The sequence below is a fragment of the Pseudomonas sp. CNPSo 3701 genome (genome assembly GCF_028674975.1).
Taxonomy (GTDB): domain Bacteria; phylum Pseudomonadota; class Gammaproteobacteria; order Pseudomonadales; family Pseudomonadaceae; genus Aquipseudomonas; species Aquipseudomonas straminea.
In genome coordinates, this window is record NZ_JAQZSI010000007.1 from 208,024 (window position 1) to 223,742 (window position 15,719).

General features: G+C 65.3%; 13 protein-coding genes and 1 pseudogene. 8 read left to right on the plus strand and 6 right to left on the minus strand.

Going from position 1 to position 15,719, the window contains the following annotated elements; translation table 11 throughout:
- The first annotated feature begins 5 nt into the window (after positions 1-5).
- Together PVA39_RS19865 and PVA39_RS19870 are read left to right on the plus strand one after the other, a co-directional pair.
- Positions 6-806, plus strand: a complete 801-nt coding sequence (locus tag PVA39_RS19865; protein ID WP_274125511.1) for a glucose 1-dehydrogenase — start codon at positions 6-8, stop codon at positions 804-806.
- Positions 799-2,610: a glycoside hydrolase family 15 protein gene (locus PVA39_RS19870; RefSeq protein WP_274125512.1), complete on the plus strand. Its 1,812-nt coding sequence runs from the start codon at positions 799-801 to the stop codon at positions 2,608-2,610. Before PVA39_RS19865 ends, PVA39_RS19870 begins: the two co-directional genes overlap by 8 nt.
- A 10-nt stretch (positions 2,611-2,620) precedes the next feature.
- Here the strand turns inward: PVA39_RS19870 and PVA39_RS19875 are convergent, their stop codons facing one another.
- The 5 genes from PVA39_RS19875 to PVA39_RS19895 all read right to left on the minus strand — a co-directional run bounded on the left by PVA39_RS19875 (position 2,621) and on the right by PVA39_RS19895 (position 7,927).
- Positions 2,621-3,475: a DMT family transporter gene (locus tag PVA39_RS19875; RefSeq protein WP_274125513.1), complete on the minus strand. Its 855-nt coding sequence runs from the start codon at positions 3,473-3,475 to the stop codon at positions 2,621-2,623.
- Between the two features lie 126 nt (positions 3,476-3,601).
- Complete coding sequence (locus tag PVA39_RS19880) at positions 3,602-5,071, minus strand: sodium:solute symporter family protein (RefSeq protein WP_274125514.1); 1,470 nt, start codon at positions 5,069-5,071, stop codon at positions 3,602-3,604.
- 116 nt (positions 5,072-5,187) lie between these two features.
- Entirely contained in the window at positions 5,188-5,580 is a 393-nt protein-coding gene (locus tag PVA39_RS19885) for a RidA family protein (protein WP_070886682.1), read from the minus strand.
- Positions 5,581-5,596: 16 nt separating this feature from the next.
- Positions 5,597-7,060, minus strand: coding sequence for an N-acyl-D-amino-acid deacylase family protein (locus PVA39_RS19890; RefSeq protein ID WP_274125515.1), 1,464 nt, complete (start codon positions 7,058-7,060; stop codon positions 5,597-5,599).
- Positions 7,061-7,063: 3 nt separating this feature from the next.
- Positions 7,064-7,927, minus strand: a complete 864-nt coding sequence (locus PVA39_RS19895) for a MurR/RpiR family transcriptional regulator (RefSeq protein ID WP_274125516.1) — start codon at positions 7,925-7,927, stop codon at positions 7,064-7,066.
- Between the two features lie 173 nt (positions 7,928-8,100).
- On the opposite strand from PVA39_RS19895, the gene PVA39_RS19900 reads away from it, so the two are divergent.
- From PVA39_RS19900 to PVA39_RS19910, 3 genes are all read left to right on the plus strand, one after another.
- Positions 8,101-9,321, plus strand: coding sequence for an amino acid deaminase (locus PVA39_RS19900; RefSeq protein ID WP_274125517.1), 1,221 nt, complete (start codon positions 8,101-8,103; stop codon positions 9,319-9,321).
- Positions 9,322-9,362: 41 nt separating this feature from the next.
- The gene (locus PVA39_RS19905; protein WP_274125518.1) at positions 9,363-10,325 is read left to right on the plus strand and encodes a sugar kinase; all 963 of its coding nucleotides are present in this window, start codon (positions 9,363-9,365) and stop codon (positions 10,323-10,325) included.
- Between the two features lie 103 nt (positions 10,326-10,428).
- Positions 10,429-11,481, plus strand: a complete 1,053-nt coding sequence (locus PVA39_RS19910) for an NAD(P)H-dependent flavin oxidoreductase (RefSeq protein ID WP_274125519.1) — start codon at positions 10,429-10,431, stop codon at positions 11,479-11,481.
- 61 nt (positions 11,482-11,542) lie between these two features.
- On the opposite strand, the gene PVA39_RS19915 is transcribed toward PVA39_RS19910, so the two are convergent.
- The gene (locus PVA39_RS19915; protein WP_274125520.1) at positions 11,543-11,812 is read right to left on the minus strand and encodes a hypothetical protein; all 270 of its coding nucleotides are present in this window, start codon (positions 11,810-11,812) and stop codon (positions 11,543-11,545) included.
- A gap of 463 nt (positions 11,813-12,275) precedes the next feature.
- Between PVA39_RS19915 and PVA39_RS19920 the strand changes: the two genes are divergently transcribed.
- The 3 genes and pseudogenes from PVA39_RS19920 to astA all read left to right on the plus strand — a co-directional run bounded on the left by PVA39_RS19920 (position 12,276) and on the right by astA (position 15,705).
- Positions 12,276-13,496: an aspartate aminotransferase family protein gene (locus PVA39_RS19920; protein WP_274125521.1), complete on the plus strand. Its 1,221-nt coding sequence runs from the start codon at positions 12,276-12,278 to the stop codon at positions 13,494-13,496.
- A 123-nt stretch (positions 13,497-13,619) separates the two neighbouring features.
- A pseudogene (gene aruF / locus PVA39_RS19925) lies at positions 13,620-14,636 on the plus strand (arginine/ornithine succinyltransferase subunit alpha).
- Between the two features lie 52 nt (positions 14,637-14,688).
- Positions 14,689-15,705 carry an arginine N-succinyltransferase gene (astA, locus tag PVA39_RS19930; protein WP_075934215.1) on the plus strand — a complete coding sequence of 339 codons (1,017 nt, stop codon included), beginning with the start codon at positions 14,689-14,691 and terminating at the stop codon, positions 15,703-15,705.
- The last annotated feature ends 14 nt before the right edge of the window (positions 15,706-15,719 follow it).

Sequence of the window (15,719 nt, forward strand, 5' to 3'; positions counted from 1 at the left end):
CGGCCATGCTCATCTCACTGCAGTCACAGGTCGCGCTGGTCACCGGCGCCAGTTCGGGTATCGGCGCGGCTTCGGCCAAGGCGCTGGCGGAGGCGGGCGCCGCGGTGGTGCTCAACTATCGATCCGGGCGTGAGGCTGCCGAGAAGCTCGCCGCGCAAATCCGTGATGATGGCGGCCAGGCCATCGCCGTGCGGGCCGATGTATCCAACGAGCAGGACGTCGAGGCGCTGTTCGCTGAAACCCTTTCCGCGTTCGGGCGGTTGGATATTCTGCTGGCCAATTCCGGCATGCAGCGCGACGCGCCGACCGTCGACATGAGCCTGGAGGAATGGAACCAGGTGCTGCAGGTCAATCTCACCGGCCAGTTCCTCTGCGTGCGTGCCGCGCTGCGGCAGTTCGCCAAACAGGGCATTCGCGAGGAGATTTCCCGCGCTGCCGGCAAGATCATTCAGATGAGTTCGGTCCACCAGCTGATTCCCTGGGCCGGGCGCGCCAACTACGCGGCCTCCAAGGGCGGGCTCGATCTGTTGATGCGCAGCGTGGCGCAGGAGGTGGGCGAGCAGCGCATTCGCGTCAACGCTATCGCCCCGGGGGCCATCCGCACCGCGATCAACCGTGAAGCCACCGAAGGCGCGGCTGCCGACAAATTGCTCGAGCTGATTCCCTACGGCCGTATTGGTGACGCCGAGGACATCGCCAATGCGGTGGTCTGGCTGGCCTCCGATGCCGCCGATTACGTTCACGGCACCACGCTGTTCATCGACGGCGGCATGAGCCTTTACCCGGAGTTTCGTGACAATGGCTGATATCCAGGATCGTCAGATGCCCATCGAGGCCCACGGCATCATTGGCGACATGCGCAGTGCCGCGCTGGTCGCCGACAGTGGTTGCGTGGACTTCTTCTGCTGGCCAGACTTCGACAGCCCGTCGATCTTCAGCGCCTTGCTCGACACGCCCGAAGCCGGGGTTTTCCAGCTGGCGCCGGATCTGCCCGAGGCGCGCCGTCAGCAACTGTACCTGCCCGATACCAACGTGCTGCAAACGCGCTGGCTGGACGAGCAGGCGATAGTGGAATGCACCGACCTGATGCCGATCAATGCGGATGTCGATGCTGCGCCAAGACTGATTCGCACCATTCGCGTGGTCTCCGGCCACGCCACCATCAGCCTGCGCTGCCGGGTGCGCCACGACTACAGTCGTGCTGACACGGTTGCCGGGCTGGAAGGCGGTGATGTGCTGTTCACTGCGCCGGGCCAGCCCAGCCTGCGGCTGTCGGCGAGCGAGGCGCTGGCAATCGACGATCAGTGCGCGGTCGCTGAATTCGAGTTGCGCGAAGGTGAGCACGCGGAATTCGTGCTCGGTGCGCCGGATGATCCGCTGGTGTCCGCAGGTGCCTGCGAGCATTGCCGCGACGAGACCGTGAAGTACTGGCGGCGTTGGATGAAGCAGTCCAACTACCGCGGACGCTGGCGCGAGATGGTCCATCGTTCGGCGCTGGCGCTCAAGCTGCTGACCTCACGCAAGCACGGCGGCATCATCGCCGCCGCCACCTACGGCCTGCCGGAAGCGCCAGGCGGTGAACGCAACTGGGATTATCGCTACACCTGGATTCGCGACGCCTCGTTCACGGTGTACGCCTTCATGCGTCTGGGGTTCTCCGAAGAAGCCAACGCCTTCATGCGTTGGGTGCGCGACCGCGTCGAAGACTGCTCGGAAACGCCGGCGCACCTGCGCATTCTCTATAGCCTGCGCGGGCAGCATCACTTGCCGGAAAGCTCGCTCGATCACCTGGCTGGCCATGGCGGCGCGAAGCCGGTGCGCATCGGCAACGAAGCCCATGAGCAGACCCAGCTGGATATCTTCGGCGAACTACTGGACGCCGTTTACCTGGCCAACAAGTACGGCGAGGCGATTTCCCACGAAGGTTGGAAGCACGTGGTGGGCATCGTCGATCAGGTGTGCGACAGCTGGCAGCAGAAGGATGTCGGCATCTGGGAGATTCGCGGCGAGGAGCAACACTTCCTGCATTCGCGGCTGATGTGCTGGGTCGCGCTGGATCGTGCCATCCGCCTGGCCCAGAAGCGTTCGCTGCCGGCGCCGTTCGCGCGCTGGAACGACGAGCGCCAGGCCATTCATGACGACATCTGGAACAATTTCTGGGACGAGAGCTGCGGGCATTTCGTGCAGCGCATCGGCTGCCAGGACGTCGACGGCTCCATGCTGCTGATGCCGTTGATGCGCTTCGTCGCCGCCACCGATCCACGCTGGCTGGCGACCCTGGAGGCCATCGAGCAGCAGCTGGTGCGTGACGGCATGGTGTATCGCTATCGCACCGACGACGGGCTGGAAGGTGAGGAGGGCTCGTTCATGGCGTGCTCGTTCTGGTACGTTGAGTGCCTGGCGCGTGCCGGCAGGATCGAAAAGGCCCATCTGGAGTTCGAGCAACTGCTGCGCTATGCCAACCCGCTGGGGCTGTACGCCGAGGAGCTCGACAAGCGCGGCCACCATCTGGGCAACACGCCCCAGGCGCTGAGCCACCTGGCGTTGATCAGCGCGGCGAGCTTTCTCGACCACCGGCTCAGCGGCGAGCGCACCACCTGGCAACCCTGAGCCAGAGCGGTCAGTGACCGCCCTGCAAACCGGCCCAGGCCACGGCGCCGAGAATCAGCGCGCCGCCGAGCAGCATGCCGGCGGTCGGTACGGCGCCGAACAGCAGCCAGGCGCCGGCGATGGCGTAGATCGGCTCCATGGTGATCACCACCGCAGCGGTATGGGTGCGCACATGGCGTAGCGAGGCGATGAACAGGCTGTAGGCCAGGGCCGTGCACAGCACGCCCAGCGCCGCCAGTTGCCACCAGTCGTGAGTGCTGATGGTCGGCACCTGCGGCATGCACCAGAACAGCAGCGTGAAGCTGATTGCCAGGCACTGCCACCAGCACGAAGCCAGGCCATCGATACTGCTGGAAGCGTGCTTGTTGGCCACGGCAATCGCCGCATACACCGCACCGGACAGCACGCCGTAGAGCAGGCCGACGGTGGCGCCATCGCGCAGATCGAGCGACGGGGTTATCAGGATCAGCCCGATCGACACCAGCACCAGAATCCAGCGATCGCTACGCCCCAGGCGCTGGCCGAACACCAGCCGCTCTATCAGCGCGGTAAAGGCCGGAAACGAGGCGAAACCCAAGGTCGCCACAGCCACGCCGCCGGTTTGCACCGCCATAAAGAACAGCAGCCAGTGCGCCCCCAGCACCAGGCCCGTGGTCAGTAGCTTGGCCGCGGTGGCCGAGGTGACGCCGCGCCAGGGGCACTTGCCCAGGCACAGGCAGAAAAGGCTCAGGGCCAACAGCGCGAAGGCCGAGCGGCCCAGCACGATCATGCTGGCGCTGACCTTCAACGACTCGCCGAACAGCGCTGAAACGCCGACCAGCAGGGCGGCAGCGTGGAGTTGCAGATGGGCGGTGCGAGAACTCATCGGGTGGAACGCCTGGGAAATGTCGGGCAGTGCAGGAAGGTTTGCTCCACACACTAAAGCGCGCGGGCCGGCAGGCCTCTAAGGTGCCGGTTACCGCGCGCGTTTGAAAGCGGTTTTGGCCTGCTCTCAGGATACGATCTTCACCGGCGTCTCCATCGCCTGACGCTCTTCTGTCACCCGGGCCAGTGCCTGTTCCGGGGTGATCTGGCAGCGCGGAGTGAGCAGGGAGACGACCACACCTGCCACCACTGCTGCGATAACCGCCGGAATGCTGGGGTTACCCCAGTAGGCGCTCCAGCCGGCGTGGCTGATGATGGCCAGCGATGTGGTGGATGCCGCGATCAGCGTAGCGAGGGCGCCTTGCCAGTTATAGCGGCCCCAGAACTTGCCGAGAATGGCGCAGACGAACATGCCGGCCATGACCGTGGCGATCATTTTGGTGATGTAGCTGATGATGTTGTCCGAGGTGAGGGCGAAGGCCAGCGCCATGCCGATGGTGAACAGCAACGCGAAGCGCGAATAGCGCACCACGCGCTCGGCCGGCGGCGTGTGACCGGTGACCAGGATGTACAGGTCGCGCATCATGATCGACACGCCAGCCAGGGCGTCGGAGCTGGCGCTGGACATGGTCGCCGAGAGGCCGGCGATCATCACCAGCAGGCCTAGGCCGAGGGGCAGCACCTGGGTGGCCAGGAACGGGAAGGCGTAGTTGCTGTTCTCCAGATCCGGCGCCAGCGTGTGGGCGGCCATGCCGATGATCGCCGGAATGATGGAGAAGCCCAGGTACAGGATGCCGGTGAACACGAAGGAGCGGCGCACGCTGCCGACCGAGTCCGCCGAGTAGATGCGCTGGCGGAAAGAGGGCGTGGCCAGCACGCCGATGGCGACCACGGCAGCGAGCGATACGGCGGGAATTACCCCGAGGCTGCTTATCCCCAGAAAGCCGGTGGTGGCGGCGTCCATGTTATCGGCGAGGTGGGCGAAGCCGCCGATCTCGACCAGAGCGAACACCGCCATGGCGATGAAACCGATGAACAGCAGGATGGCCTGGATGGTGTCGGTCCACACCACGGCCAAGTAGCCGCCGATGATGCAGTACAGGCCGAAGCCGATGGCGACCACGAATTTCGCGGTGTTCAGGTCGATGTCGGTGATCCACGCCAGGTACATGCCACCGCCGAGGATGTGCGCGCCCAGCCAGCCGATGCTGGCGATGTAGATCAGCAGCGCCACCACGTTGCGCACCACCCGACTGCCGCCCACGTAATAGGCCAGCTCCTCGCTCATGGTCATGAAACGCAGTTTGCGCACCGAGGCGAACAGCGCGGCCAGCAGCAGAATGCCGATGGCCCCGCCGATGCCGTACAGCGCGCCGGCCCAGCCGTTGTTGTAGCCGAAGCCCACCGCGCCCATGCTCGAGCCAGTGCCGACCATGGTCGCGACGGTGGTGCCGATGGTCAGAAACAGCGGAATGCTGCGCCCGCCGAGGAGAAAGTCATCACCTGTGGAGCGGTGATGGCGTGAAACCCACCAGCCTAGGGCGATCATGGCCAGGAGGTAGATGAAGAAACTGCCGAGAAAGATGTTGCTGTTCATACCTGACCTCAGATTGGAATGATTGTTGATCGAGGTAGCTGTCAGCGAGCCGGCAGCGTGGCGCCGGCTTGGGGCTGCGGTGATGAAAGGGGTCTCCTGCGGGGCGGGCGCTGGGGTCAGGCGCGCGATGCCTTGAAGCACTTCACGTCGACCTCGACCTTGCAGTCGACTACCAGGTCCTGAACGCTGCAGATGCGCGCCGGCGGATGGTCGCCGAAGATTTCCTTGAAGACCTTGTTGAACGAGCTGAAGTAGCGCGCGTCGGTGAGCACGGTGGTGACGTGCACCACGTCTTCGACGCCGTAACCGGCCTCGGCCATGATGTCGAGGCAGTTCTGAAAGGCCAGGCGCGACTGTTCGATGATGCCGCCCTCGACCACTTCGCCGTCCTTCATGGGCGTCTGGCCGGATACGTAGAGCCAGCCGCCGGCTTCCACCGCGCGCGAGAAGGGCAGCTTCTGGCCGCCGGTTCCGGTTCCGCCTTCGGCGCCATAACGTTTGATGCTCATGGGGTTTCTCCTTGGATCATGATCGAGAGTGGGGGAGTTCAGTGGTGCGTTTGAGCAGGCGGCCGGCACGCGCTTCGAGCTGACCGTGGCGGTAGGCCATGGCGCCATTGACCACCACCAGCTCGATGCCCTGCGCCGCGGCGATGGGGTTGGCGAAGGTGGCGCGGTCGCGCACCTCGGCGAAGTCGAACAGCGTCAGGTCGGCGAAGGCGCCGACGCGCAGCTCGCCGCGGTCAAACAGGCCGAAGTTGCGCGCGGACAGGCCGGTCATCTTGTGGATGGCTTCGGGCAGGGTGAACAGGCCCTGATCCCGGCAGAAATGCCCGAGCACTCGCGGGAACGCGCCCCATAGCCTGGGGTGCGGGTGCGGATCATTGGGCAGGCCGTCGGAGCCGACCATGCTCAGCGGATGGCGCAGGATGCGCCGCATGTCGTCCTCGGCCATGTTGTGGTAAACCGCGCCAGCCGGCTGCAGGCGCCGCGCGGCATCGAGCAGCGAGACGCCCCAGCTGGCTGCGATGGCTTGCAGGGTCTGGCGGGCCATCTGGGGGTGCGGGTCGGACCAGGTGATGAAGATTTCGAAGTCTTCGGTGACCTGGCCAAGATCCAGGGTCGAGGAGCCGGCGGTGTAGGGGTAGCAGTCGCAATGGCAGTTGTGCTGCTGCGCCGCCAATTCGAGTTTTTCCAGGGCCAGGGGCGCGGTGCCCCAGTTGCCGACGCCGGCGCACTTGAGGTGGGAAATCACCAGCGGCGCCTGGCCATGGCGGGCGGTGGCCACGGCTTCGTCCATGGCGCCCAGCAGCCCGGCGAACTCGTCGCGCAGGTGCGTGGTATAGAGACCGCCGGCTGCGCCGACTTCTTCGACCAGGGCGCGCATCTCCGCTTCGGGGGCGTGGCGGGCGTTCATGTAGGCCAAGCCCGAACTCATGCCGATGGCGCCGTCCGCCAGGGCCTGACGCAGGGCGCTGCGCATCTGTTGGATTTCCTCGGCGCTGGCGGGGCGGTCGAAACGCTCCATGAAGTTGGCGCGTAGTGCCGTGTGCCCGACCAGCGCCGCGACGTTGACGCTCGGTTGCGCCGCGCTGACCGCTTCGGCATAGGCAGCGAAGGTTGGGTAGCGAAAATCCTCGAGGCGGCCCAGCAGGTTCATGGGGTCGGGAACGCTGGGGCCGGGCAGGCGCACCGGCGACGCGCTGATCCCGCAGTTGCCGACGATGACGGTGGTCACGCCCTGGGTGAGCTTGGGCAGCATCTCCGGCATGCGGATGACGTTGCTGTCGTCATGGGTGTGCACGTCGATGAAGCCGGGCGCTAGGCAGCGGCCGTGGCCCTCGATGCAGGTGTCGGCTGACCAGTCGCGCAGGTCGCCAAGCGCGACGATGCGCTCGCCACGCACCGCCAGGTCACCCCGATAAGGCGCGGCGCCGGTGCCATCGATTAGCTGGACATCGCGAATCAGCAGGTTGGCGTGCTGCGACATGCTTCAGTCTCCCAGCGGCTGGCGGTTGTCGCCGCCACGGTGGCTGTCGAGGGTCAGTTTCAGGCGCCGCAGTTTGTCGCGCGAGCGCTGCCGGTGGCGCAACGCCAGGCTCATGGCGAGTACGTCGATGGCCGCCAGCATGGCGTAGCGCGATGAAGAAGGGTGGTAGATGAAATCGGTCTCCCGGGCGGCAATCGGCAGGATCACGTTGGCCTGCTGCGCCAGGGGCGAGTCCGAGGCGGTCAGTGCCAGCACCTGGGCGTCGTAACTGCGAGCGATACGCGCCGCGTCGACGATTTCCGGTGTGAAACCGGTCACCGACAGTGCCACCACCACATCGCTGGGATCCAGCGTGGCGGCGACCATGCGTGGCATCAAAGCCTGGGAATAGGCGCTGACGGCGTAACCCAGGCGCACCAGGCGGAACTGCATTTCCTGGGCGAGCACCACCGAGCCGCCACCGGCGCCGAAGATGACGATCTGTCGGGCGTCGTCGAGCAGGTCGAGGGCGCGCTCGATATCGGCGTTGGCGATCAGCTCACGGTTGAGATCCAGGGTTTGCTTGGCGATCTCGTAGACCGCACCGATGCCGTCCTCTTCGCTGGCTTCCTGAATGAAGCGCCGACCCACGGCGAGCGATTGCGCCAGGCGCAGCTTGAGTTCGCGCACGTCCTGGCAGCCGATGGATTTGGCGAAGCGGGTGACGCTGGCATCGCTGACGCCGGCGCGGGCGGCGATGCTGGAGATGTTGGCGCTGGTCACGAAGTCGATATCTTCGATGATCATGGCCGCGACTTTGCGCTCGGCTTCACGCAGGGTCGGGTAGCGTTCGGTGATGCGCGACAGGATGTCGATTTCCAGATTCACTTCAGGGCTCCAAGGCTGGCTCAGGGCAGGGCTTAAAAGCTGTGCCTGGCATTTGTTAATTTCTAACTTAAAAATTTTATTTGTGATAGTTATTTTCCGTGATTCAATCCAGATGACCCTGCGAGGTGCGGCTGCACGGCTTTCGCGCCCGGAAAATCGACAAGGATCCAGACATGAAACCTGCTGACCTGAACGACGTGCCGCCGAGCGGCGTGGAGAAAGCCGCGATCATTGGTAGCGGACGCGCCTTGCTGCACGACGTCAGCCTGCCAGCCGCGGTGGTGTATCAGCAGCCGCTGGCGCGCAACATCGCCTGGATGCAGGCCTTCGCCGAGCGCCACGGCGCACGCCTGGCACCCCATGGCAAAACCACCATGACGCCAGCGCTGTTCCATCGCCAGCTCGAAGCCGGGGCCTGGGGCATCACCCTGGCCACCGCTACCCAGTGCGTGGCGGCGTTCGAGCACGGCGTGACGCGCCTGCTGATGGCCAACCAGCTGGTCGGCGCCGCGAACATGGCGCTGGTGGCCGGGCTGATCGCCAAGGGCGCGGAATTTCATTGCGTGGTCGATAGCGTGGCAAACGTCCGCGCGCTGGATGAATTCTTCGCGGCCCGCGGTCTGCGATTGCAGGTGATGATCGAGCTTGGCGTGGAAGGCGGCCGCTGCGGCGTGCGCAACGACGACGAGCTCGAAGCGCTGCTGGTGGCGCTGGAGAAATCATCCGCCCTGTTGCTGACCGGTATCGAGGGCTACGAGGGCATCATCGGTGGGCAAACGCCGATTGCCGATGTGCGGGCCTATGGCGCGCGCCTGGTGGACACCCTGATGCGCCTGAAACGCAGCGCTGCCTTTACCGCCGACAAACCGGTGGTTACTGCGTCCGGCTCGAAATGGTTCGACCTGATCGCCGAAGCCTTCGACCGCGCCGAGCTGCGTGATCAGTACATCCCGCTGCTGCGCCCCGGCTGCTACGTGGTGCACGACCACAAGCTGTATGCCGGGGCGATGGAGGAGGTCAAGGCACGGCATGCCGACCTCGAGGGCGAGCTGCTGCCGGCCCTGGAGGTATTCGCCCATGTGCAATCACTGCCCGAGCCGGGCCTCGCTATCGTCGCGCTCGGCAAACGGGATATTGGTTGCGACCCCGACTTGCCGATGCCCCAGCGCTTGTACCGCGAAGGCCAGGCGCCTCGGGACGTGCGCGGCTGGGGTGTACGGATGATCATGGATCAGCACCTGTTTCTGACCGTGCCCGCCGGCGAGGCCCTGGCGGTCGGCGACATTATCTCATTCGGCACCTCGCACCCCTGTCTTACCTTCGACAAGTGGCGACAGGTGCTGCTGGTCGATGAGGCGCTGAATGTGGCCGAAGTGATGCCGACGCGCTTCTGAGCGCCCGGTCAACGCCGATACATACAGACAAAGGAGCCGCCATGACGATTTCCTCCAACCAGACGGCGCCGATAAAGGTCGGCCTGATCGGCGAATGCATGGTGGAGCTGCAGCTGCAAGCTGACGGCAGCATGCGCCAGAGCTTTGGTGGCGATACGCTGAATACCGCGGTCTACCTCAGCCGCCTGTGCCGCGGTGAAGGTGTGGCGGTCGACTACCTCACCGCCCTCGGTGACGACCCCATGAGCCAGGCGATGCGTGCGCGCTGGCGTGAAGATGGCGTCGGTGATCGCCACGTGCGCGTGCTGGCGGATCGACTGCCGGGCCTCTACATGATCCAGACCGACGGCGAAGGCGAGCGGAGTTTTCTGTATTGGCGCAGTGAAGCGGCAGCCCGTTACTGCTTCGACGGTCCGGGCGCCGATCAGTTGTTGGCCGCTCTTGGCGACTATCACACGCTGTATCTCAGCGGTATCAGCCTGGCCATCCTCACCGCTGAAGGGCGTCAGCGCCTGCTGGAAGCCCTGCGCCAGGCGCGCAGCCGCGGTACGCGCATCGTCTTCGACAACAATTACCGGGCACGACTTTGGCCGAGCGCGGCCGAGGCGCGAAAGCATTACGAAGCCATGCTGGGTTTGGTGGATATCGCGCTGGTCACCTGGGAGGACGACGTCGCCGTATTCGGTTTCGCGACGCCGCAGCAGCTCTTCAGTCATTACGCAGGCCTTGGCGTGGGCGAGGTGGTGATCAAGCGTGGCGCGGGCAGTTGCCTGCTACAAAGTGCTGATGGCCGCGTCGAGGTGGCCCCCGAGCCGGTCGAACAGGTGGTCGACACCACGGCCGCTGGTGATTCCTTCAGCGCAGCCTACCTGGCCGCTCGCCTGCGTGGCGGCCGGCCCGAGGCGGCGGCACACTGGGGGCACCGCCTGGCGGGCAGCGTGATCCAGCACCCGGGCGCGCTGATTCCCTTGCCGGCGATGCCGAACATGCCGTCGCTCGGCTGACGGGCTGCATCGCGCAGTGTCAGGCTATTCGCCTCATGGCCCAGGTGAATCCAGTTGCGCTATCTTCCGGACTCCCTGATCACCTTTCGTTGAGGATCGCCGTATGAGCTGCGCCGTTTTGGGTATCGACCTTCCGATCATTCAGGCACCCATGGCGGGCACCGCCACACCGGCTCTGGCGGCGGCAGTCAGCAACGCTGGCGGGCTGGGCTCGATTTCCATTGCTGCGGTGCAGGCCGAGGCCGGCCGGCAGATGATCAGGGAAACCCGCGCCGCCACTCGCAAGCCCTTCAATATCAATTTGTTCTGCCACCGCCTGAGCATCGCTGATGCTGCGAGGGAGCAAGCCTGGCTTGCCCATCTGCAGCCCTATTTCGCCGAGTTCGGCGCCGCCGCGCCGGAGGCCATCCGGGATATCTACTGCAGCTTTCAGGAGGACGAAGGGCAACTGCAGGTGCTGCTGGAGGAGCGACCGCCCATCGTCAGCTTCCATCTGGGATTGCCGCCTCAAGAACGCATCGATGCCCTGAAACAGGCCGGAATAATCTTGCTGGCCTCGGCCACCACGCTGGAGGAAGGGTTGCTGGCCCAGGACGCGGGCATCGACATCATCGTTGCCCAGGGCATCGAAGCGGGCGGCCACCGTGGCGTGTTCGACCCGGCCCATGACCAGGGCATCGGCACCCTGGCTCTGGTGCGGATGCTGGTCAAGCACCTGTCGCGCCCGGTGATCGCCGCCGGCGGAATCATGGATGGCGCCGGGATCGCCGCGGTCATGAACCTGGGTGCCTGCGCGGCGCAACTGGGTACTGCGTTCATTCTCTGCCCGGAATCGGCTGCCAACGAGGCCTATCGGCACATGCTAGGCAGCCAGCGGGCGCAGGTGACTCAGGTCACCACTGTGATTTCCGGGCGCCCGGCGCGTGGCATCGTCAATCGTTTCATGGCCGAAGTCGGCGCGCCCGGCCACCCTGCGGTGCCAGGGTTCGGCATTGCCTACGATGCCGGCAAGCAGCTGATCGCTGCTGCCGCCAAGGCTGGCAATACCGAATTCGCTGCCCATTGGGCAGGGCAGGGGGCGGCGTTGGCGCGGACGATGCCGGCGGCTGAATTGGTGGCGGTGCTGCAGCGCGAGTACCTGGCGGCGCGCGGCTGAGGCGGGGAGAGCTTTTATGTGGGCCGACGGCGGCGTCGGCCCTGACGGCAAGCGATGCGACTCAGGCCGAGTGCAGTTGCACTTCTTCGATGGCGTCGACGCGCGCGGGCGCTTCGACACCGGTCAGTTCGCTGATCAGCACCCATTGCTGATCCAGCTCGCGGCTCACCGCGCCGAGGCGGGTGATCATCTTCGAGGCGGCAGAGCGCACACCGCTGTCATCGCTGCGCAGCAGATCGAAGGACAGGGCCGTCATGGCGGCGGTCATGTGGGTGATGCTACGAGAGGTGAGGGTAAGCAGATCGGTCAGTTGTTGTTCTTTGGCGGTCATCACGTGCTTCCTTGACTGGACGAGTCGATGCACAGCGTTGAAGGGAACTGCGTTGAACCATCGGATCCTTGATGGCTGCCGGTGCGACGCCTTTCACAATGGGGAGGCACGCGGCGAGCAAAATGATATCACCGTCACTCCAGGGGCTGGCAATATGCCGCATAGGGCGGAATGAAAATATTTTTCACGCCATTTGCGGTTCTCGCTCGGTCAGAGAATCCCTGGCGACTCGCCCCACCGAAACGGTGCACTCCGGATAAATGTTAGTCGACCCGTGCGCCGGAGCAGCCGCAACGTTTAAACTGCGCCTCGCCGGCCGACGGACGGGCTTTTGCCAGGCCCGAAGCTAGCAATGGCGCTGTAAGAAGTTGTCGCATGCCGGCAATGCCGGCCCATGAGCACCCCCTACAATCTTTCGCATCGCAGCCTGTCCAGGTCTGCGTGTCTCGTCAGGAGAGTCCCGATGTCCGTTCAGCACGACCCGGTGCAACGCGCCGATTTCGACCAGGTGATGGTGCCCAGCTATGCGCCGGCTACGTTCGTGCCGGTTCGCGGCGCTGGCTCGCGCGTCTGGGATCAGAGCGGTCGTGAGCTGATCGACTTCTCCGGCGGCATCGCCGTCAACGCCCTGGGCCATGCCCACCCGGCGCTGGTCAAGGCGCTGACCGAGCAGGCCGGCAAGCTGTGGCACGTTTCCAACGTGTTCACCAACGAGCCGGCGCTGCGCCTGGCCAAGAAGCTGGTGGAGGCCACCTTTGCCGACCGGGTGTTCCTCTGCAACTCGGGCGCCGAAGCCAACGAAGCGGCGTTCAAACTGGCACGCCGTGTGGCCCACGACCGCTTCGGGGCGGACAAGTACGATATCATCGCGGCGACCAACAGCTTTCACGGCCGTACCCTGTTCACCGTCAGCGTCGGTGGCCAGCCAAAATATTCCGATGGCTTCGGGCCGAAGATCCAGGGCATCACCCATGTGCCGTTCAACGACCTCGAAGCGCTCAAGGCGGCGATCAGCGACAAGACCTGCGCCGTGGTCATCGAGCCGATCCAGGGTGAGGGCGGCGTGCTGCCGGCGGATCTGGCCTACCTGCAAGGCGCTCGCGCGCTGTGCGACGAGCACAATGCGCTGCTGGTGTTCGACGAAGTGCAGAGCGGGGTCGGCCGTTCCGGTCATCTGTATGCCTACCAGCACTACGGCGTGACGCCGGACGTGCTGTCCAGCGCCAAGAGCCTGGGCGGCGGCTTCCCCATTGCCGCGATGCTGACCACCGAGGCGCTGGCCAGCCACCTGGCGGTCGGCACCCATGGCACCACCTATGGCGGCAACCCGTTGGGTTGCGCGGTCGCCGAGGCGCTGCTTGATGTGGTCAACACCCCTGAGGTACTGGCAGGCGTCAAGGCCAAGCATGAGCGCTTCAAGACCCGCCTGCTGCAGATCGGCGAGAAATACGGCGTGTTTTCCGGGGTGCGCGGCATGGGCCTGCTGATCGGCGCAGTGTTATCCGATGCCTGGAAGGGTAAAGCACGTGAATTCTTCGATGCGGCGGCCAATGAAAATCTGATGATCCTCCAGGCCGGGCCGGACGTGGTGCGTTTTGCGCCCAGCCTGGTGATCGAGGATGCCGACATCGACGAGGGTCTGGATCGCTTTGAGCGTGCCGTGGCCAAGCTGGCCGGCGCCTGACCCTTACGGGCGGCTGGGCGCCGCCCGCTCAATTCGCTGTGTCGGCCCGTGCCGGCCAGCCTCACGGACGATGATTCTCGCTGCCAGGGCTGCAACGCCCCAGCCTTGCTGAAGGAGTGAACCATGCTGGTTATGCGCCCCGCGCGAATGACCGACCTCGCCGAAGTGCAGCGCCTGGCCGCGGACAGCCCGGTGGGCGTCACCTCGCTGCCCGACAACGCCGAGCGCCTGCGCGACAAGATCGCCGCGTCGGAAGCGTCGTTCGCCGCCGAAGTCAGCTTCAACGGCGAGGAGCGCTATTTCTTCGTGCTCGAAGATAGCGAAACCGGTCGCCTCTCCGGCTGCTCGGGCATCGTCGCCTCGGCGGGCTACTCCGAGCCGTTCTACAGCTTTCGCAACGAGACCTTCGTTCACAACTCCCGCGAGCTGAAGATCCACAACAAGATCCACGTGCTGTCGCTGTGTCACGACCTGACCGGCAACAGCCTGCTCACCAGCTTCTACGTGGAGCGCGGGCTGGTCGACAGCGTCTGGGCCGAGCTCAATTCCCGTGCACGTCTGCTGTTCGCCGCTTGCCATCCGGAGCGCTTCGCCGACGCCATGGTGGTGGAGATCGTCGGCGAGAGCGACGACGCCGGTGAATCGCCGTTCTAGGACGCGGTCGGGCGGCATTTCTTCGGCATGAGCTACGGCGAGGCCGAGCGCCTGTGCGGGCTGCGCAGCCGCGCCTACCTGGCCGAGCTGATGCCCCATTACCCGATCTACGTGCCGCTGCTGCCCGATGCCGCTCAGGAGTCCATGGGCCTGGTGCACCCGCGTGCCCAGGTATCGTTCGACATCTTGATGCGCGACGGCTTCGAAACCGACCACTACATCGACATCTTCGACGGCGGCCCGACCCTGCATGCACGCACCTCCGGCATTCGCTCCATTGCCCAGAGCGCGCTGGTGCCGGTGGTGTTCGGCGAGACGGGTGAGGGCGGCCAGGCCTACCTGGTCAGCAACGATCAATTGCAGGGGTTTCGTGCGGTCGTCGCGCAGCTGGAGTGGGCATCCGGCCAGCCCGCGGTGCTCGATCCGCAGACCGCGCAGATCCTCGGCGTCGCCGAAGGCAGCCAGGTAAGGCTGGTGGCGGTATGAGTTTTCCAACCATGAGCGCCACCCGTCTGGCTCGCGATTTTCCGGAGGCAGCATGATCGTTCGCTCCGTACGGGCCGGTGACCTGCCGGCATTGATCGACCTGGCGCGCAGCACCGGCACCGGCCTGACCACCCTGCCGGCCAACGAAGCGCGCCTGGCCTACCGGGTCGGGCGTGCCGAGAAGACCTTCAGCGGCGAAGCCGAGCGCGGCGATTGCGACTACATGTTCGTGCTCGAGGACGATGACGGCCGCGTGCTGGGTATTTCCGCTATTGCCGGCGGCGTCGGCTTGCGCGAGTCCTGGTACAACTACCGGGTCGGTCTGACCGTCTGTGCATCCCAGGAACTGGGCATCCACCGTCAGGTGCCGACGCTGTTCCTGGCCAACGACCTGACCGGCCATTCCGAGTTGTGCTCGCTGTTCCTGCATGCCGACCACCGCACCGGCCTGAACGGGCGCCTGCTTTCCAAGGCGCGGCTGCTATTCATTGCCGAGTTCCGCGAGCGTTTCGGCGAGAAGATCATCGCCGAGATGCGCGGCGTGTCCGACGAGCAGGGCCGTTCGCCGTTCTGGGAGTGCCTGGGCCGGCACTTCTTCCGCATGGAGTTCTCCCAGGCGGACTACCTCACCGGCGTCGGTAACAAGGCGTTCATTGCCGAGCTGATGCCGCGGTTTCCGCTTTACACCTGCTTCCTGTCCGAAGCCGCCCGCGAGGTGATCGGCCGAGTGCACCCGGACACCGAACCGGCGCTGGCGATGCTCAAGTCCGAGGGTTTCAGCTACCAGGGCTATGTCGACATCTTCGACGCCGGTCCGGCCATCGAGGCTGAGACCACGAAGATTCGTGCGATTCGCGACAGCCAGCTGCTGGTGCTGGCCATCGGCACGCCGGGTGACGATGCCCCGGTTTACTTGGTGCACAACCGCAAGCACGCCGATTGCCGCATCACCGCAGCCCGGGCGCGGATGGCCGCCGGGACGCTGGTGGTCGACCCGCTGACCGCCCGGCGCCTGCGCCTGAATGTCGGCGATCAGGTGCGCGCAGTGCCCCTGGCGGTCAAGGCCTGAACCACCGTTTCTGA